We start from the raw sequence: 20,670 nt of genomic DNA, 5'->3' as shown, positions 1-20,670 counted from the left end.
TGGGCGATCCTCAGGCCGCGGCGCCGGCGCGGGTGGGCGCCGGACGCGGGTTGGCGTTCATGGCCTTCACCAGGGCGTCGGCCTTGGGACAGCCGACGTCGGAGGGGCCGAAGGTGACGGCGGTCTCGGCCCACAGGCGGTCCATGGCCTCGAGATCGTCGGGATTGTCGTCCGGCTCGGCCATCAGCGAGGCCAGGGCCTCCGCATCGCCGGAGTCGGCCGCGAGGGCCGTGAGGGCGCCGAACACCGCCCGATAGGGGCTCTGGCGCTTGTGCAGCCGCTCGCCGATGGCGTGGAGCACGTGGGCGCCTTCGCCGAGGAGCGAGGCGGCCTCCTCATCGGGCAGGGTGGAGAGGAATTCGAGGAAGACGGGCAGGTGATCGGGCAACTCGTTGGCCGACAGCTCCAGTCCCTTCGACCGGTAGAGCTCGAGAAGCGCCACCATCGCCTGGCCACGGTCGCGGCTTTCGCCGTGGACGTGTTCGTAGAGGTTCAGCGACAGCGAGCGCGTGCGGTCGAAGAGCCAGACATAGCGCTCCTGCGTCTCGTAGATGTCGGCGGTGGCGATGTCCTCGGCAAGCTTGCCGAGCGCGCGGCGGATCGCCGGGGGAATGCGGGCGTCCGCGACCAGAACCGCCGCCGCGTCCGGAAGCAGCGCTCGCGTGGCCTCGGTTGGATAGCTGAGCAGCAGGGCGAGCGCCCGATAGCTGAGGGACATCACTTGACCTCCATGGGGGTCTTGGCGCGCGAGCGCTTGGCGGGGCCGAACAGGCCCAGTTCCGTCCGGCCGCCGGAGCAGCCGTTGCCGAAGGTGAAGCCGCAGGAGGCCCGCAGGTCGTAGGCGTCCTCCACCGTCTCGCGGTGGGTGGTCGGGATCACGAAGCGATCCTCGTAGTTGGCGATGGCCATGTAGCGGTACATCTCGTCGATGTGGGCCGCGGTCAGGCCGACCCGTTCGGCGATGGCGTGGTCGATGCGGCCGTCGACGGTCTTGGCCCGCATGTAGCTGCGCATGGCCAGCATCCGCTCCAGCGCCTGGACCACCGGCGGCTCGTTGCCGGCGGTGAGCAGGTTGGCGAGGTACTTTACCGGGATGCGCAAGGACTTCACGTCCGGCATCTCGCCGTCCATGGCCAGGGCGCCGGCCGAGGCCGCCGACTGGATCGGCGACAGCGGCGGGACGTACCAGACCATGGGGAGCGTCCGGTATTCCGGGTGCAGGGGGAAGGCCACCTTCCAGTCGATGGCCATCTTGTAGACCGGGCTGCGGCGGGCCGCTTCCAGCCATGCCTCGGGCACGCCATCGCGGCGGGCCTGGTCGATCACGGCCGGATCGAAGGGGTCCAGGAAGACGTCGAGCTGGGCCTGATAGAGGTCCTTCTCATCGGGCTCGGCGGCGGCGGCTTCGATGCGGTCGGCGTCGTAGAGCAGGACGCCGAGGTAGCGGATCCGCCCGACGCAGGTTTCCGAGCAGACCGTGGGCTGGCCCACCTCGATGCGCGGGAAGCAGAACGTGCACTTCTCCGACTTACCGCTCTCCCAGTTGTAGTAGATCTTCTTGTACGGGCAGGCCGAGACGCACATCCGCCAGCCGCGGCACTTGTCCTGGTCGATGAGGACGATGCCGTCTTCCTCGCGCTTGTAGATCGCGCCCGAGGGACAGGCCGCGACGCACGCCGGGTTCAGGCAGTGCTCGCACAGCCTGGGCAGGTACATCATGAAGGTGTTCTCGAACTGACCGTAGATGTCGGTCTCGATGCCTTCGAAGTTGTAGTCGGCCTTACGCTTGGCGAACTCGCCGCCCAGGATTTCCTCCCAGTTCGGCCCCCATTCGATCTTCTCCATCCGCTCGCCGCTGATCTTCGAGCGGGGGCGGGCGGTAGGGAACGCCTTCATCTCGGGCGCCGACTGCAGGTGGCCGTAGTCGAAGTCGAAGGGCTCGTAGTAGTCGTCGATCTCCGGCAGGTCGGGGTTGGCGAAGATCTTGGCCAGGATCCGCCACTTGGCGCCCATCTTCGGCTCGATCTTGCCGTTGGGCTTGCGGACCCAGCCGCCGTTCCAGCGCTTCTGGTTCTCCCAGTCCTTGGGGTAGCCGACGCCGGGCTTGGTCTCGACATTGTTGAACCAGGCGTATTCGACCCCCTGGCGGTTGGTCCACACGTTCTTGCACGTGACGGAGCAGGTGTGACACCCGATGCACTTGTCGAGGTTCAGCACCATGCCGATCTGGGCGCGGACTTTCATTGTGCGAAATCCTTCGAGGTGGCGGTCTCTTCCAGCCAGTCCACCTTGGTCATCTTGCGGACGACGACGAATTCGTCCCGGTTCGAACCCACGGTGCCGTAGTAGTTGAAGCCGTAGGACAGCTGGGCGTAGCCGCCGATCATGTGCGTGGGCTTAGGCACGGTGCGGGTGCAGGAGTTGTGGATCCCGCCGCGCAGACCGGTGATCTGGGACCCCGGCGTGTTCACGATCTTCTCCTGCGCGTGGTACATGAAGGTCGTGCCTTCACGGATGCGCTGGGAGACGACCGCCCGCGCCGTCAGGGCGCCGTTGGCGTTGAAGACCTCGGTCCAGTCGTTGTCCTCGATCCCCGCCGCCTTGGCGTCCACCTCCGACATCCACACGACCGGGCCGCCGCGGTTGAGCGTCAGCATCAGCAGGTTGTCGGAATAGGTGGAGTGGATGCCCCACTTCTGGTGCGGCGTGATGAAGTTGAGGACCACTTCGGTCTGGCCGTTGGGCGTCTTGCCCTTCACCCAGGTGGTCTTCAGGTCTACCGGCGGCTTGTAGACGCAGAGCGCCTCGCCGAAGGCCCGCATCCAGAGGTGGTCCTGATAGAGCTGCTGCCGGCCCGTCAGGGTCCGCCAGGGGATCAGCTCGTGGACGTTGGTGTAGCCGGCGTTGTAGCAGACCTTCTCGCTCTCCAGCCCCGACCAGATCGGCGAGGAGATGATCTTGCGCGGCTGGGCCAGCAGGTCGCGGAAGCGGATCTTCTCGTCTTCCTTCGGCAGCGCCAGGTGCGCATGCTCGCGGCCGGTCTGCTTCTCCAGCGCCTCCCAGGCCTTCACCGCCACCTCGCCATTGGTCTCAGGCGCGAGCATCAGGATGGTCTCGCAGGCGTCGATGTCGGTCTCGATCCGCGGCAACCCTTCGGTCGCGCCTTCCTCCAAGACGTGGCCGTTGAGCTCGCCCAGCAGCGCCACCTCGTGCTCGGTATTCCAGGCCAGACCCTTGCCGCCGTTGCCGGCCTTGGTCATCAGCGGGCCGAGCGAGGTGAAGCGCTTGTAGAGGTTGGGATAGTCGCGCTCGACCACCGTGATCTGCGGCATGGTCTTGCCGGGGATCGGGTCGCACTCGCCCAGGTACCAGTCCTTGACGTCGAACGGCTGGGCCATTTCGCCGGCGCTGTCATGCTGGATCGGCGTGAGGACCACGTCCTTCTCGACGCCCAGAACCTCGGGCGACACGTCGGAGAACTTGCGGGCGATGGCTTTGAAGATCTCCCAGTCCGACTTCGACTCCCAGGCTGGGTCCACGGCCGCCGAAAGCGGGTGGATGAAGGGATGCATGTCGGAGGTGTTGAGGTCGTTCTTCTCGTACCAGGTGGCCGTCGGCAGGACGATGTCGGAGTAGACGGCGGTGGTCGACATCCGGAAGTCCAGCGTGACCAACAGGTCCAGCTTCCCCTCCGGCGCCTCGTCGTGCCAGGCGATGTCGCGGGGCTTCTGCCGGCCCATCTCGCCGAGGTCCTTGCCCTGTACGCCGTGGGCGGCGCCCAGGAGGTGCTTCAGGAAGTATTCGTGGCCCTTGCCGGAGGAGCCCAGGAGGTTCGAGCGCCAGACGAACATGTTGCGCGGCCAGTTCGCCGGATCGTCCGGGTCGTGGCACGACAGTTCGAGGTTGCGGGCTTTCAGCTCCCGGACAGCATAGGCCTTCGGGTCGATCCCCTCGCGCGCCGCCGCCCGGGCGACCTCGAGCGGGTTGGTCTTCAGCGCCGGGGCCGACGGCAGCCAGCCCATGCGTTCGGCGCGGGCGTTGTAGTCGATCAAGGAGGCGTCCCAGGGGCCTTCCGGCGCCGTGGGCGACAGGATCTCGGCGGCGCTGACCGTCTCGTAGCGGTACTGATCGGTGTGGGCGTAGAAGAACGACGTGGAGTTCTGCTGCCGGGGCGGGCGGATCCAGTCCGTGGCGAAGGCCAGGGGCGCCCAGCCGGTCTGCGGACGCAGCTTCTCCTGGCCGACGTAGTGGCTCCAGCCCCCGCCGGACTGGCCCACGCAGCCGCACATCACCAGCATGTTGATGACGCCGCGGTAGTTCATGTCCATGTGGAACCAGTGGTTCATCGCCGCGCCGATGATCACCATCGACTTGCCGCCGGTCTTTTCGGCGTTGGTGGCGAAGCCTCGGGCGACAGCGATGATCTGCTCGGCCGGGACCGTCGTGATCGCCTCCGCCCAGCCCGGGGAATAGGGCTCCAGGCTCTCGTAGCTGTCGGGCATGTGATCGCCGCCGAAGCCCTGGTCGACCCCGTAGTTGGCGAGGAAGAGGTCATAGACGCTGGCGACCAGCGCCTCGCCGTCGGCCAGCTGCAGCCGCTTCACCGGCACGTTGCGCACCAGCACGTCGGGGTGGTCCGTCGAGGCGAAACCGTTGGAGGCGCTGTTGGCGAAGTAGGGAAACCGAACGCCGGCGACCTCGTCGTGGAGGCCCTTCAGGCCGAGGCGCAGCGTGGTCTCGCGGCCCGCGGCGTCCTTCTCCTCAAGGTTCCATTTGCCGTCCTCGCCCCAGCGGAAGCCGATCGAGCCGTTGGGGACGACGATCTCGCCCGTGCTCTCGTCGATCGCGACCGTCTTCCAGTCGGGGTTGTTCGTCTCGCCGAGTGCGCCTGCGAAGTCGGCCGCGCGCAGCAGCCGTTCCGAGACGTAGCCGCCCTCCTGCGGGACCAGGCGGACCAGCATCGGCAGGTCCGAGTACTTGCGCAGATACTCCCGGAAGTAGGGGACCTGCCGGTCGACGTGGAATTCCTTCAGAATCACATGGCCGAATGCCATCGCCAGGGCTGCGTCCGTGCCCTGCTTCACCGGCAGCCACAGGTCCGAGAACTTGGAAGCCTCGGAGTAGTCCGGACAGATCACCACCGACTTGGCGCCGCGGTAGCGGGCCTCGGTGTAGAAGTGCGCGTCCGGGGTCCGGGTCTGCGGGACGTTCGAGCCCCACAGCATCAGGAAGCCCGAGTTGTACCAGTCGGCGCTCTCCGCAACGTCCGTCTGCTCGCCCCAGGTCTGGGGAGAGGAGGGGGGCAGGTCGCAGTACCAGTCGTAGAACGAGCCGCAGACCCCGCCGAGCAGCTGCAGGTAGCGCGCGCCCGCCGCGTAAGAGACCATCGACATCGCCGGGATCGGCGAGAAGCCGAACACGCGGTCCGGGCCCCAGGCCTTCACCGTGTGAGCGTTGGCCGCGGCCACGATCTCGGTGACCTCGTCCCAGGTCGCGCGGACGAAGCCGCCGGAGCCGCGCATGGAGGTGTAGGACTTGCGCTTGGCGGCGTCCGCCTGGATCGAGGCCCAGGCGGCCACCGGGGCCTGCGTGGCGCGCGCCTCGCGCCACAGCTTCAGCAGCCGGCCCCGGACCAGCGGGTACTTCACGCGGTTGGCCGAGTAGAGATACCAGCTGTAGCTGGCGCCCCTGGCGCAGCCGCGCGGCTCGTGGTTCGGCAGCTCGGGCCGCGTGCGCGGGTAGTCGGTCTGCTGGGTCTCCCAGGTGACGATCCCGCCCTTGACGTAGATCTTCCAGGAGCACGAGCCGGTGCAGTTCACGCCGTGGGTTGAGCGGACGATCTTGTCGTGGCGCCAGCGCGAGCGGTAGGCCTCTTCCCACCCACGGTCCTCATCGTTCATGACGCCGTGGCCGTCAGAGAAGAGCTCGGTCTTGCGGGTGAAGAAGGCCAGGCGGTCGAGGGTGTTGCTCATGCCGCGAATTCCATGCCGGGGGTTTTGGGGGGCGCGTGCAGCAGCGAGGTCTTGCGGCCGTAGAAGGCCCAGTTCACCGCGACGCAGCTGAGGTAAAAGCCGAGGAAGACGAACAGCGCCGTACCCGGCCCGCCCGTCGCCTTCATCGAGTTGCCGAAGGCCAGCGGGATGAAGAAGCCGCCGAAGGCCCCGATCGCCGAGCTGAAGCCGACGATAGCCGCCGCCTCCATCTCCGCCGCCTTGAGCCGCGCCGGGGGCTCGGCCCGCGGCATGAGCCTCGGCATGTCGGCCCGGACGATCGCGGGGATCATCTGGAAGGTCGAAGCGTTGCCGACGCCGGTCCAGAAGAACAGCCACATGAAGCTGGCGAAGAAGAGGGCGAAGGAGGGCGCGGCCCCGAAAGCGCCGACGCTCTGCAGGACGCCCATGACGCCGGCCGCCAGGGCCAGGAACACCCAGTGGGTGACCTTCTCACCGCCGAAACGGTCGGAGATCCAGCCGGTCAACGCGCGGGAGGCGGCGCCGACGAGCGGGCCGAGGAACACAAGCTGCATGGCGGGCGCGCTGGGGAACAGGGTCTTCATCAGCAGCGGGAAGGCCGCCGAGAACCCGATGAACGAGCCGAAGGTGCCGAGGTACAGCCAGCAGATGACCCAGTTATGCTTGCGCTTGAAGACGACCGATTGCTCGGCGAACGAGGCGCGGGCGGAGGCGATATCGTTCATGCCGAACCAGGCCGCGGCCGCGGCCGCGATGATGAACGGGATCCAAACGAAGCCGGCGTTCTGCAGCCAGACCTGGCTCTCGACGCCCTTGTCAACGACGGTCTGCGGCGCGCCGACCACCGGGGCGAAGGCGCCCAGGGTGATCACCACGGGCACCAGGAATTGCATGACGCTGACGCCAAGGTTCCCGAAGCCGGCGTTGACCGCCAGGGCGTTGCCCTTCTCGGCCTTGGGGAAGAAGAACGAGATATTCGACATGGAGGAGGCGAAGTTGCCGCCGCCCAGGCCGCAGGCCAGCGAGAGGGCCACGAACACCCAGTAGGGCGTCTCCGGCCGCTGGACGGCGATTCCGATGCCGATCGCCGGGACCAGCAGCGACAGGGTGGAGATCGTCGTCCACAGCCGGCCGCCGACGATGGGGACCAGGAAGCTGTAAAAGATCCGCAGGGTCGCGCCGGACAGCGCCGGCAGGGCGGTCAGCCAGAAGAGCTGCTCGGTGGTGAACGCAAAGCCGATCAGCTTCAGCTTGGCCACCACCATGGACCAGACCATCCAGACCGAGAAGGCCAGCAGCAGGTTGGGCACCGAAATCCACAGGTTGCGGCTCGCGATGGATTTGCCGGCCTCCGCCCAGAATGCCGGATCCTCCGGGCGCCAGTCGCCGAGCACGTGACCAGATCTGGCCATGGCGGGTGATCTCCGTTGAGGGGTCATTCGGCAGCCTGCGCGGCGGCCGAGGCGCGCAGAGGCGCGGGGTTGGGTTGCAGGCCGGCCATTTCGGGCAGCTCCGGCAGGTCGCGCAGGGACGGCGTCCGTTCGCGCTCCATCCGGCGGATGGCGAAGTGCATCCAGGCGAGGGCCGTGGTCACCAGGGCGAACAGCAGCATGAAGCAGCTGGTCCAGACGTGGGTGAGGTCGTTCAGGGCGCCGAAGGCGATGGGCAGGATGAAGCCGCCGAGGCCGCCGATCATGCCGACCAGGCCGCCCACGGACCCGATATGCTCGGGGTAGTAGACGGGGATGTGCTTGTAGACGGCCGCCTTGCCGAGGCTCATCGCAAAGCCGAGGCAGAACAGGATGGCCACGAAGGGAACGAGGCCGGTGGCGAGCCGGAAGGTGATCGGGCCCTCGATGCCGTCGACCACATAGGTGGTGGCGGGGTAGGCCAGCAGGAAGGTGCAGACCACGCTGACGCCGAAGGTGATGTACATCACCTTGCGGGCTCCGATCCGGTCCGACAGCCAGCCGCCGACCACCCGGAACAGCGACCCGGGGATCGAGTAGGCGGCGGCCAGCATGCCGGCCGCGACGATGTCGAGGTGGTAGACTGCGACCAGGTAGTGGGGCAGCCACAGGGCCAGCGCCACGAAGGCGCCGAAGACGAAGAAGTAGTACAGCGCGAAGCGCCAGACCTGCAGCTTCTTCAGCGGCGAGAGCTGCATGAGCGCGGGTGTCGCCTTGGCGCCGGTCCGGCGCCGCTCCAACAGTTCAGGGTCGTCCTTCGTCACGAGGAAGGCGACGACCGCGATCAGCGCCAGGGCTCCCGCCCAGATCTGGGCCACCGCCTGCCAGCCCAAAGCCAGCATGACGAACGGCGCAGCGAACTTGGTGACCGCGGCGCCGACGTTGCCCGCGCCAAAGATGCCCAGGGCGGTGCCCTGCGCCTGCTTCGAGAAGAACTTGGAGACATAGGCGACGCCGACCGAGAAGCAGCCGCCCGCGAGGCCGACGCCCAGGGCCGCGACCAGGAACTGCGGATAGGTCTCGGCGTAGGACAGCAGGAAGGTGGCGAGCGCCGCCGACAGCATCACCAGAAGGCTCACCAGGCGCCCGCCGATCTGGTCGGTCCAGATTCCGAGCGGGACCCGGATGAGCGAGCCGGTCAGGATCGGCGTGCCGGCCAGCAGGCCGAACTCGGCTTCGCTCAGGCCCAGGTCCTGTTTGATGCGGACGCCGATGATCGAGAAGATCGTCCAGACCGCGAAGCACGCCGTGAAGGCGAAGGTGCTCATGCCAAGGGCGGCATTCGCGCCTGGCGCAGCGGATGTGGACTTGGCCGTCATGACGCCCCTCAGGCCTTTGAAGGGACCTTGTCCCTACGTTCGGCATGGTTTTGCTGTACTTGCGCCCCGACAACTTTGACGAACATCAATCGGGCGGGGGAGAGAGCGTGAATTGTCGCCTCCCGCTAAGGAGAAGCGGGGGCGAATTGCCGCGCGTCTATTGTCAGCTAAACATCGGTCAGTTGATCGCTTGATGTCGGTCAAGCCGATCTCCCGCGATCTTCAGCGCGAATTGACGAAGATCAACGCGCAGTACCGCCAGGGCAGGCACCAAGGGTCCCGGGCTGCGGAGGCGCACGAGATGCCGATGAGGGATGGAGACCTGCAACGGGTCAGGGCGTTGCCGCTCTTCTCAGACTGTTCGCCCCAGACCTTCGACGCGGTCACGGCCGGGGCGTTCCTGCAACGCTTCCCAGCCGGCACGACCCTTTTGCTCGAGGGCGACCAGGTCGACTTTCTCTATGTGCTGCTCGACGGGATCGTGGAGCTGGAAGGCACCTGGAACGACAAGGAGACCACGCTCTCCATCCTGAAGCCGGTCTCCACCTTCATCCTGGCCGCCGTGGTGCTGGAAGCCGATGGACTGATGAGCGCCCGCACCCTCGAACGCTCGGACATCCTCATGCTGTCGGGGGAGGCCATCCGCCGGGCCATGCAGGCGGACGCCACGTTCGCGACCGCCGTCGCCCAGGAGCTGGCGGGCTGCTACCGCGGGCTGGTGCGCACGCTGAAGAACCAGAAGCTGCGCGGGGGGATCGAGCGCCTGGCGAACTACCTGATCACCCAACGGCTGCGCCAGGGCGGCGACCCCACGTTCACCCTGCCGCACGAGAAGCGGGTCGTCGCCTCGCTGCTCGGCATGACGCCCGAGAACCTGTCGCGGGCCTTTGCGACCCTTGCGGACTATGGCGTCGAGGTGAACGGGCCGCGGGTCACGATCGCGCGGCCCGTGGTGCTGGAACGCTTGGCCAAGCCGGATCCCCTGATCGACAACCACCAGCCCGTGACCGAGGTGCTGACCGGCAAGGCGCAGCGCGAGCGCTGGCCGCGACCGACCAAGGTCGCTTAGCCCCTATCCGCCGAACTGGGCCAATTGGCGCGTGTCGCCGCTGTTGGCCTCATGCAGCCGGTGCCCGGCGGGCTTTCCGGCGAGGGCGGCTTCGATCCGGGCCCGCAGCCGTTCCGGCTCGTCCGCCTGCAGCAGGTCCCTGAGGTCTACGCCCAGTTCGCCGAACAGGCAGAGCCGCAGTTGGCCGCGAGCCGTCACGCGCAAGCGGTTGCAGCTGTCGCAGAAGCCGGGCGCGTAGGGTGCGATCAGGCCGATCCGTCCAGCGTAGTCGGGATGGGAGAACTCCACCGCCGGACCATCGTCCAGTCCGCGCTCGCGACGGGCCCATCCGCGGGCCGCGAGCCAATCTGTCAGCACCGTGCCGGACACATGGTTCGTCGCGAAGAACTCGGCGTTGTCGCCCGTGCGCATGAGTTCGATGAACCGCACCGCCACGGGCCGGTCGCGCACGAAGGCCGCGAAGTGGTCGAACCCCGCCTGGGCGGTCTCGCGCAGCAGCACGCCGTTCACTTTCACAGCGGGCACGCCCAGCTCCAGCGCGCGGTCGAGGCCCGCGACGACGGAGCCGAGGCGGTCGTGCCCGGTGATGCGGTGGAAGGCCTCGCGATCGAGCGAGTCGATGCTGACGTTGAGGTTCGTCAGGCCGGCGTCGCGCCAGCCGTCGATCTGGCGCTCCAGGTTCCAGCCGTTCGTTGTGATGCAGACCTTGTCGATCCCAGGGGTGGTCGAGACGCGGCCGATGATCTCCGGCAGGTCGCGCCTCACGCTGGGCTCGCCGCCGGTCAGCCGGACCTTTCCGACGCCCAGCTCGGCGAATGCGCGGACCACCTTCTCGGCCTCGGACGGCGAGATGAAGGCGTGCGATCCCGTCTTCTTGTAGCCGTCGGGGAGACAGTAGGTGCAGCGGAAGTTGCAGACCTCGGTGACCGAAAGCCGCAGATAGCGGAATCGGCGGCCGAAGCCGTCGACGAGACGTCCCAACGCGGGCTCCTTTCCAAGCGCGGGAGGCGGCGGGGTTTCCCCCGCAACCCTTGCCGGCGGGCGCCGGCGCGGCGGTCGGCCCTGGCGCCTGACGGCGCTTTAGGACGAGACGCTCGGAGCAATGTCGCCAAACAGCTTGGCGTTCGATCACTCTAGGACGGCAGCCCGCGCCCCGCCTTGACGCGTATCAAGCCCCCTCAGCCGCACTTGGAATGGCCGCAGGACAGGCAGGTGTCGCAGCCTTCCTTGCGTTGCAGTTCGAAGCCGCCGCACTTCGGACAGGCTGCCGGAGGGCGGACCGCCTCCGGCCGGGCGGCCTCCGGCGCGAAAGTGGTCGCCGCTGGCGCGTGGCCGCCCAGATGCCGTTCGAGGACACCGCCGATCGCCGCGAGCAGGGACGGCACATAGCGCCCGCCGAGCCAAGCTCCCCCGCGCGGATCGAAGACGGCCTTGAGTTCCTCGGCCACGAAGCTCACGTCGCCGCCGCGCCGGAAGACGGCGGAGATCATTCGCGTGAGCCCCAGCGTCCAGGCGTAATGCTCCATGTTCTTGGAATTGACGAAGATCTCGAAGGGGCGCTGGCCCGCCGCGTCGACCAGGTCGTTGATGGTCACGTAGGTCGCATGCGCGCTGTCCGGCCAGGCGATCTTGTAGGTGGCGCCCGCTAGGCTCTCGGGCCGAGGCGCGAGTCTGAGTTCGGCCGGCGCCGGCTCGGCCGGGGGCGGGGCGGGTTGTACGGACAGGACCGAGCCGGTCACCGCGTTCGGCCGGTAGGTGGTCAGGCCCTTGCAGCCGCGCTCGTAGGCGTCGCGGTAGACGTCCTGGAAGTCATCGAACGCGATATCTTCCGGACAGTTGATCGTCTTGGAGATCGAGCTGTCGACGTGGGCCTGGGCAGCGGCCTGCATGTGGACGTGGTCGGCAGGACTGAGCGTCTGGGCGCTCACGAAGATGTCGGCCGGGGGTGGCTCGTCTCCCCGCAGGCGTTTCCAGACCGCGAGCGCATAGTCCTCCACAGCCTCCTCGCGCGTCGATCCGTCCGGCTGGCGGACCTTTCGCGTGTAGGCGTACGCGAAGACCGGCTCGATTCCTGAGGACACATTGCCGGCCAACAGGGAGGTCGTCCCAGTCGGGGCGATGGAGGTCAGGCAGCCGTTCCGCAGGCCGTGCTTGGCGATGCGCTCGCGGGTCTCCTCATCCAGGGCCAGCAGGTTCGGGCGGTCCAGGATGGCCGGGTCATACAGCGGGAACGCGCCCTTCTCGGCTGCGAGGTCGGCAGAGGCGCGATAGGCCTCTCGTTGCAGGGCGCCCAGCCAGCGCTGGGTCAGCGCCACCGCCCGCTCCGAACCATAGGGCGCGCCGCAAAACACCAGGGCGTCCGCGAGGCCCGTCACGCCCAGCCCGATCCGCCGCTTGGCCTTGGCCTCGACCTCCTGAGCCTCGAGCGGATAGCGCGAGAGGTCGATGACGTTGTCGAGCATCCGAACCGCGGTGTGGGTCAGCCGGACCAGTTCGTCCTCGTCGAGGGTTGCGTCCGGCTGGAACGGCGCGGACACCAGCCGCGCCAGATTGATCGAGCCGAGCAGGCAGGCCCCGTAGGGCGGCAGCATCTGCTCGCCGCACGGATTGCTGGCGGTGATGGTCTCGCAATAGGCGAGATTGTTGCGGGCGTTGACCCGGTCGATGAAGATCACGCCGGGCTCCGCGGCGTCGTAGGTGGCCTGCATCAGCCGACGCCACAGGTCGGTGGCCGGAACGGTGCGAGCGACGCGGCCGTCGAACTCCAGCGGCCAGTCCGCGCCGGCGGCGAGCGCGGCCATGAAGGCGTCCGGCACGAGGACTGAGAGGTTGAAGTTCCTGAACCGCGCCGGGTCCCGCTTGGCGTCGATGAAGGCTTCGATGTCCGGGTGGTCGATGCGCAGGCAGCCCATCATCGCGCCGCGCCGCTGGCCGGCCGAAAGGATGGTGCGGCACATGGCGTCCCAGACATCCATGAAGCTGAGCGGGCCGGACGCATCGGCGCCGACGCCCAGCACGGCGGCGCCGGCGGGGCGGATGGTGGAGAAGTCCATGCCCACGCCGCCGCCCTGCTGCAGCGTGACGGCGGCCTCGCGCACATGGGCGAAGATCCCGCCAAGGTCGTCCGGCACCCGTCCCATGACGAAGCAGTTGAACAGGGTGACGTTTCGCGCCGTGCCGGCCCCCGCCAGGATTCGGCCCGCCGGCAGGAAGCGGTGCTCGGCCAGGGCGTCGAGGAAGCGCAGCCGGGTGGCGGCCTGCAGCTCGGGCGCCTCGGCGCCTGCCAGGGCCGTGGCCACGCGATCCCAGGTGGCTTCCACCGTATCGTCGCCGGCGCCCGACGACGGGCTGAACCTGTACTTGCTGGCCCAGATCTCGCCAGCCAGCGGATTGTCGAACGCCATGGGCGGCCTCCAGAGGAATAGGGGAGACGCAGGCTCGGCGATTCCCTGCGGCGTCCGGCGCGGCGCGGCGCTGTCGCAGGGTGCGAAAACCGTCAGGCGCGGGCCTGTCGAACATCAAGCCAGCCCTCCGCGGGGTTCAAGGCGCGGAGCGGCCTATCGTCCTAGTCTCGCGGCAAAGGAGTCCCGCCTTGCTGAACGAAACCGGATCCGCCGAGGTTAGCCGCGCCCCGCTCTCCTGCGCGCTCATGAAGCCCTCCCCGGGCGCGCGGCCCGATCCGGATGTCGCGGGCCTGATCGAGCTGATCCTCACCCGGTATCACGCGGTGCACCGGGCCGAATTTCCCGTCGCCATCCGGCTGGCCAGGAAGGTCGAGGCGGTCCATGCGGACGCACCGGACTGCCCGCACGGGCTGGCGGATCACCTGGCGATGATGGCCGACGATCTGGAGAGCCATCAGCATCGGGAGGAAGAGGTGCTGTTTCCCATGATCCTCGGTGGCGGCAGCCCGATGATCCGGTTTCCCGTGCGCCGGATGATGGAGGAGCATGTGGATGTCGAAGACCAGCTGCGCCGCCTCCACGAGCTGATGCGCGGCTATGAGGTGAGGCCGGACGCCTGCGGGACCTGGCGCGCCCTCGCCACCGCGTGCCGCAAGCTGGACTGCGACCTCCGCGAGCACATGCGTCTCGAAAACGAGGTCCTCTTCGCGCCCTATCTGGACTGACGCCGGGCGGCGACGCCTGGCCCGTCTTCAGAACCGCAGCGCCTCGACGGGATCGCCCGCCGCGAGGGCGGGAGCCTGCGGGCGCCGCCGAATGAGCAGGTCGGCCATTCCGAGTTCGGCCTGGCCGCTTGAATCCTGGGCGCCCAGAGCCCTTGCGCCATGCCCGCCGCCGCTCGCACGCAGAAAGCCGTCGCGGTCGCAGCCAGCGGCCGCCGCCACGGCTGCGCGATGAGACTCCCATTCCAGCGCCGTCTCGGGCCGCCGGCCGCCCAGGCCAGCCAGGAGCGGGGCGAGGAACAGCCGCGCCGTCACCATGGCGGCGGCCGGATTCCCGGGCAGCCCGACGGCGAAGCGGCTGCCGACGCGGCCCAGCCACACCGGCTTCCCGGGCTTGATGGCCACTTTCCGGAACAGCGGCTCCACGCCGAACGGCTCGAACATGGCGTAGGAGAAGTCCCGCGCGCCGACCGACGCGCCACCTGTGGCGACGACCACGTCCGCGGTCTCGAGCGCCGCCGCCGCGGCTTGCCGTAGCGCGTCGAGGTCATCGCCCACGCGCACCCGGCCGACAACCTCCGCGCCCCAAGCGCGGGCGAGGGCCGCGACGCCGAAGGAGACGCTCTCGAAGATCGCCCCGGGCGCTGCGGCCGCGCCGGGCTCCACCAGTTCGTCCCCGGTGCTCAGGATGAAGACCCGCGGCTTCCGATAGACCTCGAGGCTCGCGCGGCCGGCGGCCGCTGCCGTGACCAGGGCCTGGGGCGTCAGCAAGACGCCCGCGGGCAGCAGCTCGTCGCCCTGTCTGAAGTCGGAGCCCGCGGCCCGGATGTGGCGCGCGGCGGCGAGAGGGCCTTCGAACCAGGCCTCGCCGGCCTCGGCGCGAACGTGCTCCTGGATCACCACGCGGTCGGCCCCGGGCGGGATTCGGGCGCCGGTGAAGATGCGCACGCAGTCGCCAGGTTCGAGCGGCCGATCATACGCCAGCTGGCCGGCGAACGCCTCGCCCACGACCTTCAGCCGCGCCAGCCCGTCGCGAAGATCGGCGTCGCGCACGGCATATCCGTCCATGGCCGACACGGCGGCCTCCGGCGCGGCGCGGTCGGCCACCACGGCCTCGGCCAGCACGCGGTTCCAGGCCTCGTCGAGGGACACGGTCTCGACGCCCAGGGGACGCGCGGCGGTGGCGACGCAGCCGCAGGCCTCGTCGAACCCGATCACGGGCAGATACCGCGATACCTCGGCACCTGACCCACGAGCGAGCAGGGCCTGAAACGGCTGTCCAGCTCCTCCGCCAGCACCAGGTCCCAAGCGTCGCGGCAGGCGCCGGTGGAGCCGGGCACGCAGAAGATGAACGTCTCGTCGATCTGGCCGGCGATGGCGCGGGACTGGAGGGTGGAGACGCCCACCGTACCGTAGCTGGCGCGGTGGAAGACCGCCGCGAACCCGTCCATCTCGCGGCGAAGCAGGGGGCGCACCGCCTCCGGCGTCACATCCCTCGGGGCGAAGCCGGTGCCGCCGGTGGCCAGGATCACGTCGATGTCCTGGGCTTCGGTCCAGGCTCGCACCTGGAGTCGGATGGCGTCGACCTCGTCGGGCACGATGGCGCGTTGGGCGAGGCGATGCCCGGCGGCGACCAGCCGGTCGGCGAGCAGCCCGCCGGAGGTGTCGGTCTCGAACGTGCGCGTGTCGGAGACGGTCAGCACCGCGATGTTGAGCGGGTAGAACGGCAGCGTCGCGTCGACGCCCGGCCTGCGCGCGGCCTTGGGAGGCGTGGCGGCGTCCATGGTCAGCCTCCCGAGAAGGCGGAGAAGAAGGCGACCTCCTGGCCAGGGCGGACCCAGGCGGTGTCGTCTAGCACGAGCTCCTGGGCGACGGCGGCGCGGACCCCGGACGCGGACAACGCCTGGGCCCCGCCGTCGACCAGGTCCGCTAATGCCGACTTGACGGCCGAGAGCGGGCAACCCTGCGGCGGTATCACCAGATGGAGGGACCGCCCGAACTGGTCGGCGACCTTGCCGAAGAACAGAACGTGCAGCGCGGCCGACGGCAGGCCGGCGGGGCGCGGCGGGGCGCAAGCGGTGGTGGTCATGAGGGAAAGGCTTCCATGGACATGGGCCTCTCCATCTAGCCTGCCGGAGGCGTCGGGCATTTGTCCAAGATCAACCGTGGGACCCATCCGCCGGCGGCAAGACCTTGCCGGGATTGAGCAATTGCGCCGGATCGAGCGCGGCTTTCAGCCGGCGCATCAGGTCCAACTCCTCCGGCGAACGGGAGAGGCCAAGGTGGCCGCGCTTGGAGAGCCCGACCCCATGCTCGGCCGAGATCGATCCGTCGCAGGTGGCGAGCGGACCGTAGACCAGCGCCTCCACCTCGGGGCGGGCCGTGGCGTCGTCGGCAAGGCCGACGATGACGTGCAGGTTGCCGTCGCCGAGGTGACCGAACACGACCACGCTCGCGCCTGGCCAACGGCCGGCGACCGCGGCGCGCAGGCCCGCGACATAGTCCGGCATGGCCGTGATCGGCAGGCTCACGTCGAAGGTGGCCACGGGGCCGTTGCGGGCCACCTGTGCAACGTCGTCGCGCAGGGCCCACATGCGGTCGCGCTCGGCCTGGGACTTGGCGATCACCGCGTCGGTCACGAGTCCGTCCGCCAGGGCCGCCTCCAGCCGCGCCTCCAGCAACGCGCCGCCGTCTTCCGGCCCTAGGGTCTCCACCAGGACGTAGTAGCCGTGACCGTCGGGGAGGATGGGGCGGCCTCTGGCGGGCTCGGTGGTGACCAGCCGGTAGAATTCCGGCCACATGACCTCGAAGGCGGAGAGGCCGGGCAGCCCCGCTTCAAGGGCCCGCAACAGTCGGGGCAGGGCCTCGAACGTATCGACCGCGAGCAGGGCCGTTCCTTGCGCGGGCGGCGTCGGCCTGAGGCGCAGGACCGCCCGCGTGACGATGCCCAGGGTGCCCTCCGAGCCGATGAAGAGCTGCTTCAGGTCGTAGCCGGCGTTGTTCTTGATGAGCCGGTTCAGGCCCGTGACGATCGTTCCGTCCGCGAGGACGACCTCGAGACCCAGCACCATGTCCCGCATCATGCCGTAGCGCAGCACCCGGTTGCCGCCGGCGTTGGTCGAGATCGTCCCGCCGATGGTCGCCGAGCCCCGCGAGCCCAGGTCCAGCGGCAGGAAGAGTCCCTGGGCCGCGGCGGCCTCGCAGGCGGTGGCGAGCACGCAGCCCGCCTGGACGGTCATCGTCTGCCCGACAGGGTCGATGTCTTCCACGGCGGCCATGCGATCGAGCGACAGGGCGACTGCGCCCTCGGCCGCCGTGCCCTCCACCAGGCCGGTCCGCCCACCCCAGGGAACGATGGACCCGCCGGCGGCGGCCACGGTCCGCAGCACCTGGGCGACCTCGGGGGCCGATCGTGGACGCGCGATCGCCAGCGGGGTTGCGGCCCGCGTCCAGGGGCTGAACGCCCGCTCCGCCGCCGCCTCGCCGGTGAGCAGGCCCCCAGGCCCGAGAATAGCCTCCAGCGTCGCCAGCAGCGTGGTCATGGTTGGCTCTCCCTCGGAATGGCGACGGCGCGCAGGCCGGGCGCTCCAGTCAGATAGCCGTTCACCAACCGCGCCGGGGGCGTCGCGTCGAGCACCGCGCGCCGCAGGCCCTCGGGGTCGATTGCCTCGTCCGCAAAGCGTCGGAACGCCTTGGCGATCTCCACCATGTCGCCAGTCTGAGGCGACAGGCGCAAGGCCTGGACACGGGCCTCACGCAGTCGGTTCACGGGCGCGTCGGCCAGATGCACACCGTAGGAGAGGGTCTGTATCCCGTTGACCGCCAGGAACGGCTCGCCGTCGATCGTGCGCACGTCCAGTCCATCTGGATCCTGCTCGCAGACGAACTGGCAGGCGTCCTTGTGCCGGCCGTGGTGGCGGGCGTGATAGCAACGGCTGGAGAGGGCGAGAGGCAGGCGGCCATAGGCGAAGAGCTCAAGCTCGAGGGCCGGGCAGTTCGCGCCGATCACGGCCAGGGCGTCCAGGGACAGTTCCACGTTCCCGCACAACCGGACGCAGCCGCGCCGCGCAAGCTCCGCCGCCGCAGCCTCGTTGTAGACGTTGAGGAAAGGGCCCGCGACAAAAGGGGCTCCGGGCTGGCGCTGGGCGAGGCCGGAGGCATCGTTCAGTTCCACCATCTCCGGTGCACAAGCCAGCTCACCGGAAGCGCGCAACTCCCGAGCCGTCGCCGGCAACGCCAGGGTCGACCAGACGACGGCCTTGCCCGCCGCGTCCAAGCGCTCGGCGGCCTCCGCAAGCGCTGTCGCGACCCGTGGCCCCCGCTTTCCGCAGACCACCTCGCCGAGATAGACACGGTCGATGGGCGCCTCGTCGGCGATCCGAGCGTACAGGTCGCGGACGCGAGCCTCGGGCCAATGGAACAGCAGCGGTCCGAGCGTCAGTTCGATGCGATGGGCCGTCACCGCCAACGCTTCCGATAGGCGCCCGCGGTCTCCCGGCCCCCCTCGGCCAAGTCTGACAGTCGGCGTTCGTACCCGTCGAGCGTCTCCCCCCGGTCCAGCGCATCGATGGCATCGCGGAAGGCCGACGCGACCCGGGAGACGTAGGCCTTGCCCCGCTGCCGCCCCTCGACCTTCACAGCCCTGACGCCGGCGTCGCGCAGCGCTTTGAGCAGTCCCATGGCGTTGAGGCTGACCGGCTCCTCGAACAGATAGGCTGTTTCGCCTGCCGTCTCGAAGCGACCCTTGCACAAGGTGGGGTATCCCGCCGGTTCGCCCGGGGCGAAGCGATCGATGGCGAGGCCCGCCAACCGCGGCGTCAAGGCCGATGACGAGCGCTCGAAGGTCACGGCTTCTGGCGGAGAGCATACGCCGGAGAGGTTGGGCGAACGGCCAGTGGCGTAGGAGGACAGTGCGCACCGCCCCTCGGCCATGACGCAAAGGCCGCCGAAGACGAAGGCCTCGATCTCGACCGGCACGCTGGAGGTGAGAGTGGCGATCTCCGGTGCGGAAAGCACCCGCGGCAGCACCACGCGGCGGACGCCGTAGGCGTCCGCATAGAACGCGATCGCCTCGGGTGAGCCAGCCGCGGCCTGAACGCTCAGATGCACCCGCTGGCCAGGATGGCTGTCGCGCAGGTAGGACAACACGCCGATGTCGGCAGCGATGATCGCATCGGCGCCGGCCGCTACGGCCGTGTCGACGGCGGCCCGCCACGCCTCGACGTGGCCCGCGCGGGCGAAGGTGTTGATCGCGACGAGCACCCGCGCCCCGTGGCCATGCGCCCACTCCACGGCGTCCGCGAGCTCCTCGGGCGAGAAGTTGAGACCGGGGAAGTTGCGAGCGTTGGTTTCATCACGCAGCCCGCAATAGACGGCGTCCGCGCCCGAGGTGACCGCCGCCCGCAGCATGGCCGGGGAGCCGGCAGGGCACACGAGTTCGAGCGACCCCATCCTATGCGCCGAGAGCGGTCCGCGCCCGTGCCAGGGTAAGCAGGGCCGCAAGGCTCGCGTTCAGCCGGGGGCGGAAATGGCGGGGAGCGCCGATGAGATCGCCGACCCCGAGGTCCGCCGCCTCCAGCGCATTGTGCAGCGCCATGATCGCGCTGGTGTCGCCGTCGACCTCAATGCGCCGCGCAAAGAAGGCCGCGTCCGCGTCATAGACGCCGGCAAACAGAGCGATGAGATCGACCAGCGGACCGCGCACACATGCTGCGACCGGCTGCCGATCGTCCGGCTGGACCACGGTCACCCGGCCCTGCCGCCCCGCGGGTTCCAGCCGGAACGCAACCGGCGCGCCATTGGGGATGATGAGAAACGCCGCGTCGCGATAGGCGCCCAGTCGATCGAAGGCCGCCGGGTTCTCCCGCGCCACCCGGCGCAGCGTGGCCCCTAGGACAGCGTCGAGGGGCCCCGCGAGCGCAGAGCGCCGGGGAGGGCGTGGCGCCGCCCCTTTCCTATGGCCGTCGGTCCGGCCCGCTGGTCGTCGCATGGGATCCTCATTGCTGCCGCCGAATACCTAGACGGTGGTGCGCGCGACGCGCTTGAGCGCGATCAAGCCGCGACTTGAGGTCGGCCAATCACCCGCGCGCCCTGGCGTCGTAGGGTGTGTTCTGCGGAGGTGGATGGCCGATGACGTAACCATCACGCTGCCGGATCGGAGCTGATGTCGAAGACCTCGCCCACACTTTGCGGATCTACGGATACCGACCTTCGCTCGCGCCTCGGCTACATCGATCTCGTCCGCCTGATCCTCGCCTATCACCAGGCTCACCTTCGGCGCCTTGGCGCCGCCCTGGCGTTGGCCCGCGCGGTCGAGGGGCGCGAGGCGGAAGGCTTTCCGTCCGCGCTCGCGGATCACCTCGCGCGAATGCTGGCCGAGATGGCGGCCCATCAGGCGCGGGAGGGGCATCTGATGATGCCGCGCGTGCGGCTGGGCGGCGCGCCGTGGCCGACGCTCCGTCAGTTGCAGAGCGAGCACGCTTCGGCAGAGGCGGACATCCGGCGCCTCACAGACCTGACAGGCGGATACGACGCGCCGGCGCAGGCCTGCTCCGACTGGCGCGCGCTATATGCGCTTTGCCGCGAATACGAGCGCGAGTTCCGCGAGCACGTCGAACTGGAGGAAAGCATCGTCTTCGCGCGCTTCTCCGGCCGCCCGGGATTGGCCGCGTGATGGGCGGGCGGCGCAAGGCGCGGATCGCCGCTTCGCGCGCCG

At 69.2% G+C, this 20,670-nt stretch carries 17 protein-coding genes and 1 riboswitch; of the genes, 3 read left to right on the top strand and 14 right to left on the bottom strand.

Translation table 11 applies throughout. The features are described 5' to 3' along the window. Positions 1 to 10 precede the first annotated feature (10 nt). From narJ to A2790_RS00995, 5 genes are read right to left on the bottom strand one after another with little or no spacing between them, the layout of a single operon-like run. Positions 11 to 718: a nitrate reductase molybdenum cofactor assembly chaperone gene (gene narJ, locus A2790_RS01015; protein ID WP_293386848.1), complete on the bottom strand. Its 708-nt coding sequence runs from the start codon at positions 716 to 718 to the stop codon at positions 11 to 13. Then, complete coding sequence (narH, locus tag A2790_RS01010; protein ID WP_293386847.1) at positions 718 to 2,244, bottom strand: nitrate reductase subunit beta; 1,527 nt, start codon at positions 2,242 to 2,244, stop codon at positions 718 to 720. The genes narJ and narH overlap by 1 nt, the downstream gene beginning before the upstream one ends. Next, entirely contained in the window at positions 2,241 to 5,972 is a 3,732-nt protein-coding gene (locus A2790_RS01005; RefSeq protein ID WP_293386846.1) for a nitrate reductase subunit alpha, read from the bottom strand. The genes narH and A2790_RS01005 overlap by 4 nt, the downstream gene beginning before the upstream one ends. Beyond that, positions 5,969 to 7,384 (bottom strand): MFS transporter, encoded by a 1,416-nt coding sequence (locus A2790_RS01000; RefSeq protein ID WP_293386845.1) that lies wholly within the window; start codon positions 7,382 to 7,384, stop codon positions 5,969 to 5,971. Before A2790_RS01000 ends, A2790_RS01005 begins: the two co-directional genes overlap by 4 nt. 23 nt (positions 7,385 to 7,407) lie before the next feature. After that, positions 7,408 to 8,709, bottom strand: a complete 1,302-nt coding sequence (locus A2790_RS00995; protein WP_293386844.1) for a nitrate/nitrite transporter — start codon at positions 8,707 to 8,709, stop codon at positions 7,408 to 7,410. Between the two features lie 352 nt (positions 8,710 to 9,061). On the opposite strand from A2790_RS00995, the gene A2790_RS00990 reads away from it, so the two are divergent. Then, entirely contained in the window at positions 9,062 to 9,829 is a 768-nt protein-coding gene (locus tag A2790_RS00990; protein ID WP_293386843.1) for a cyclic nucleotide-binding domain-containing protein, read from the top strand. A gap of 3 nt (positions 9,830 to 9,832) precedes the next feature. On the opposite strand, the gene moaA is transcribed toward A2790_RS00990, so the two are convergent. Further along, positions 9,833 to 10,810, bottom strand: coding sequence for a GTP 3',8-cyclase MoaA (gene moaA / locus A2790_RS00985; RefSeq protein ID WP_293386842.1), 978 nt, complete (start codon positions 10,808 to 10,810; stop codon positions 9,833 to 9,835). Next, positions 10,801 to 10,941: riboswitch (molybdenum cofactor riboswitch) on the bottom strand. (Overlaps the previous gene by 10 nt.) Before the next feature lie 66 nt (positions 10,942 to 11,007). Then, a complete protein-coding gene (locus A2790_RS00980) occupies positions 11,008 to 13,233 on the bottom strand; it encodes an adenosylcobalamin-dependent ribonucleoside-diphosphate reductase (RefSeq protein WP_293386841.1) in 2,226 nt (741 codons plus the stop codon). 188 nt (positions 13,234 to 13,421) lie between these two features. Between A2790_RS00980 and A2790_RS00975 the strand changes: the two genes are divergently transcribed. Then, a complete protein-coding gene (locus tag A2790_RS00975; protein WP_293386840.1) occupies positions 13,422 to 13,958 on the top strand; it encodes a hemerythrin domain-containing protein in 537 nt (178 codons plus the stop codon). A gap of 27 nt (positions 13,959 to 13,985) precedes the next feature. Here the strand turns inward: A2790_RS00975 and A2790_RS00970 are convergent, their stop codons facing one another. The 7 genes from A2790_RS00970 to A2790_RS00940 all read right to left on the bottom strand — a co-directional run bounded on the left by A2790_RS00970 (position 13,986) and on the right by A2790_RS00940 (position 19,827). Then, positions 13,986 to 15,173: a molybdopterin molybdotransferase MoeA gene (locus A2790_RS00970; RefSeq protein WP_293386839.1), complete on the bottom strand. Its 1,188-nt coding sequence runs from the start codon at positions 15,171 to 15,173 to the stop codon at positions 13,986 to 13,988. Then, a complete protein-coding gene (gene moaB / locus A2790_RS00965; protein WP_293386838.1) occupies positions 15,170 to 15,739 on the bottom strand; it encodes a molybdenum cofactor biosynthesis protein B in 570 nt (189 codons plus the stop codon). Before moaB ends, A2790_RS00970 begins: the two co-directional genes overlap by 4 nt. A 2-nt stretch (positions 15,740 to 15,741) precedes the next feature. Further along, positions 15,742 to 16,044, bottom strand: a complete 303-nt coding sequence (locus A2790_RS00960) for a MoaD/ThiS family protein (protein ID WP_293386837.1) — start codon at positions 16,042 to 16,044, stop codon at positions 15,742 to 15,744. A gap of 70 nt (positions 16,045 to 16,114) precedes the next feature. Next, positions 16,115 to 17,497, bottom strand: a complete 1,383-nt coding sequence (locus tag A2790_RS00955; protein WP_293386836.1) for an FAD-binding oxidoreductase — start codon at positions 17,495 to 17,497, stop codon at positions 16,115 to 16,117. After that, a complete protein-coding gene (locus A2790_RS00950; protein WP_293386835.1) occupies positions 17,494 to 18,417 on the bottom strand; it encodes a U32 family peptidase in 924 nt (307 codons plus the stop codon). Before A2790_RS00950 ends, A2790_RS00955 begins: the two co-directional genes overlap by 4 nt. Further along, positions 18,414 to 19,364 (bottom strand): peptidase U32 family protein, encoded by a 951-nt coding sequence (locus A2790_RS00945; protein WP_293386834.1) that lies wholly within the window; start codon positions 19,362 to 19,364, stop codon positions 18,414 to 18,416. Before A2790_RS00945 ends, A2790_RS00950 begins: the two co-directional genes overlap by 4 nt. Before the next feature lie 43 nt (positions 19,365 to 19,407). Continuing rightward, a complete protein-coding gene (locus tag A2790_RS00940) occupies positions 19,408 to 19,827 on the bottom strand; it encodes an SCP2 sterol-binding domain-containing protein (RefSeq protein ID WP_293386833.1) in 420 nt (139 codons plus the stop codon). A gap of 291 nt (positions 19,828 to 20,118) precedes the next feature. Here A2790_RS00940 and A2790_RS00935 point away from each other — a divergent pair, with 291 nt between their 5' ends. Beyond that, entirely contained in the window at positions 20,119 to 20,628 is a 510-nt protein-coding gene (locus A2790_RS00935) for a hemerythrin domain-containing protein (protein WP_293386832.1), read from the top strand. Positions 20,629 to 20,670 lie beyond the last annotated feature (42 nt).

Origin of the sequence: Phenylobacterium sp. RIFCSPHIGHO2_01_FULL_69_31 (assembly GCF_001824475.1) — a bacterium.
Taxonomy (GTDB): Bacteria; Pseudomonadota; Alphaproteobacteria; order Caulobacterales; family Caulobacteraceae; genus Phenylobacterium.
The sequence above is the reverse complement of the archived record's forward strand: the minus strand, read 5'-3'. Positions and strand labels throughout refer to the sequence as shown.

Bases quoted from the DNA above. Each gene is read 5' to 3' on its own strand.
- A2790_RS00990 (WP_293386843.1), top strand. From the start codon at position 9,062: ATGCCGATGAGGGATGGAGACCTGCAACGGGTCAGGGCGTTGCCGCTC.
- moaB (WP_293386838.1), bottom strand. From the start codon at position 15,739: ATGGACGCCGCCACGCCTCCCAAGGCCGCGCGCAGGCCGGGCGTCGAC.
- A2790_RS01000 (WP_293386845.1), bottom strand. From the start codon at position 7,384: ATGGCCAGATCTGGTCACGTGCTCGGCGACTGGCGCCCGGAGGATCCG.
- A2790_RS00995 (WP_293386844.1), bottom strand. From the start codon at position 8,709: ATGAGCACCTTCGCCTTCACGGCGTGCTTCGCGGTCTGGACGATCTTC.
- A2790_RS00980 (WP_293386841.1), bottom strand. From the start codon at position 13,233: ATGGCGTTCGACAATCCGCTGGCTGGCGAGATCTGGGCCAGCAAGTAC.
- narJ (WP_293386848.1), bottom strand. From the start codon at position 718: ATGTCCCTCAGCTATCGGGCGCTCGCCCTGCTGCTCAGCTATCCAACC.
- A2790_RS00945 (WP_293386834.1), bottom strand. From the start codon at position 19,364: ATGCTGCGGGCGGCGGTCACCTCGGGCGCGGACGCCGTCTATTGCGGG.
- A2790_RS00955 (WP_293386836.1), bottom strand. From the start codon at position 17,497: ATGACCACGCTGCTGGCGACGCTGGAGGCTATTCTCGGGCCTGGGGGC.
- A2790_RS01005 (WP_293386846.1), bottom strand. From the start codon at position 5,972: ATGAGCAACACCCTCGACCGCCTGGCCTTCTTCACCCGCAAGACCGAG.
- narH (WP_293386847.1), bottom strand. From the start codon at position 2,244: ATGAAAGTCCGCGCCCAGATCGGCATGGTGCTGAACCTCGACAAGTGC.
- A2790_RS00960 (WP_293386837.1), bottom strand. From the start codon at position 16,044: ATGACCACCACCGCTTGCGCCCCGCCGCGCCCCGCCGGCCTGCCGTCG.
- A2790_RS00935 (WP_293386832.1), top strand. From the start codon at position 20,119: ATGTCGAAGACCTCGCCCACACTTTGCGGATCTACGGATACCGACCTT.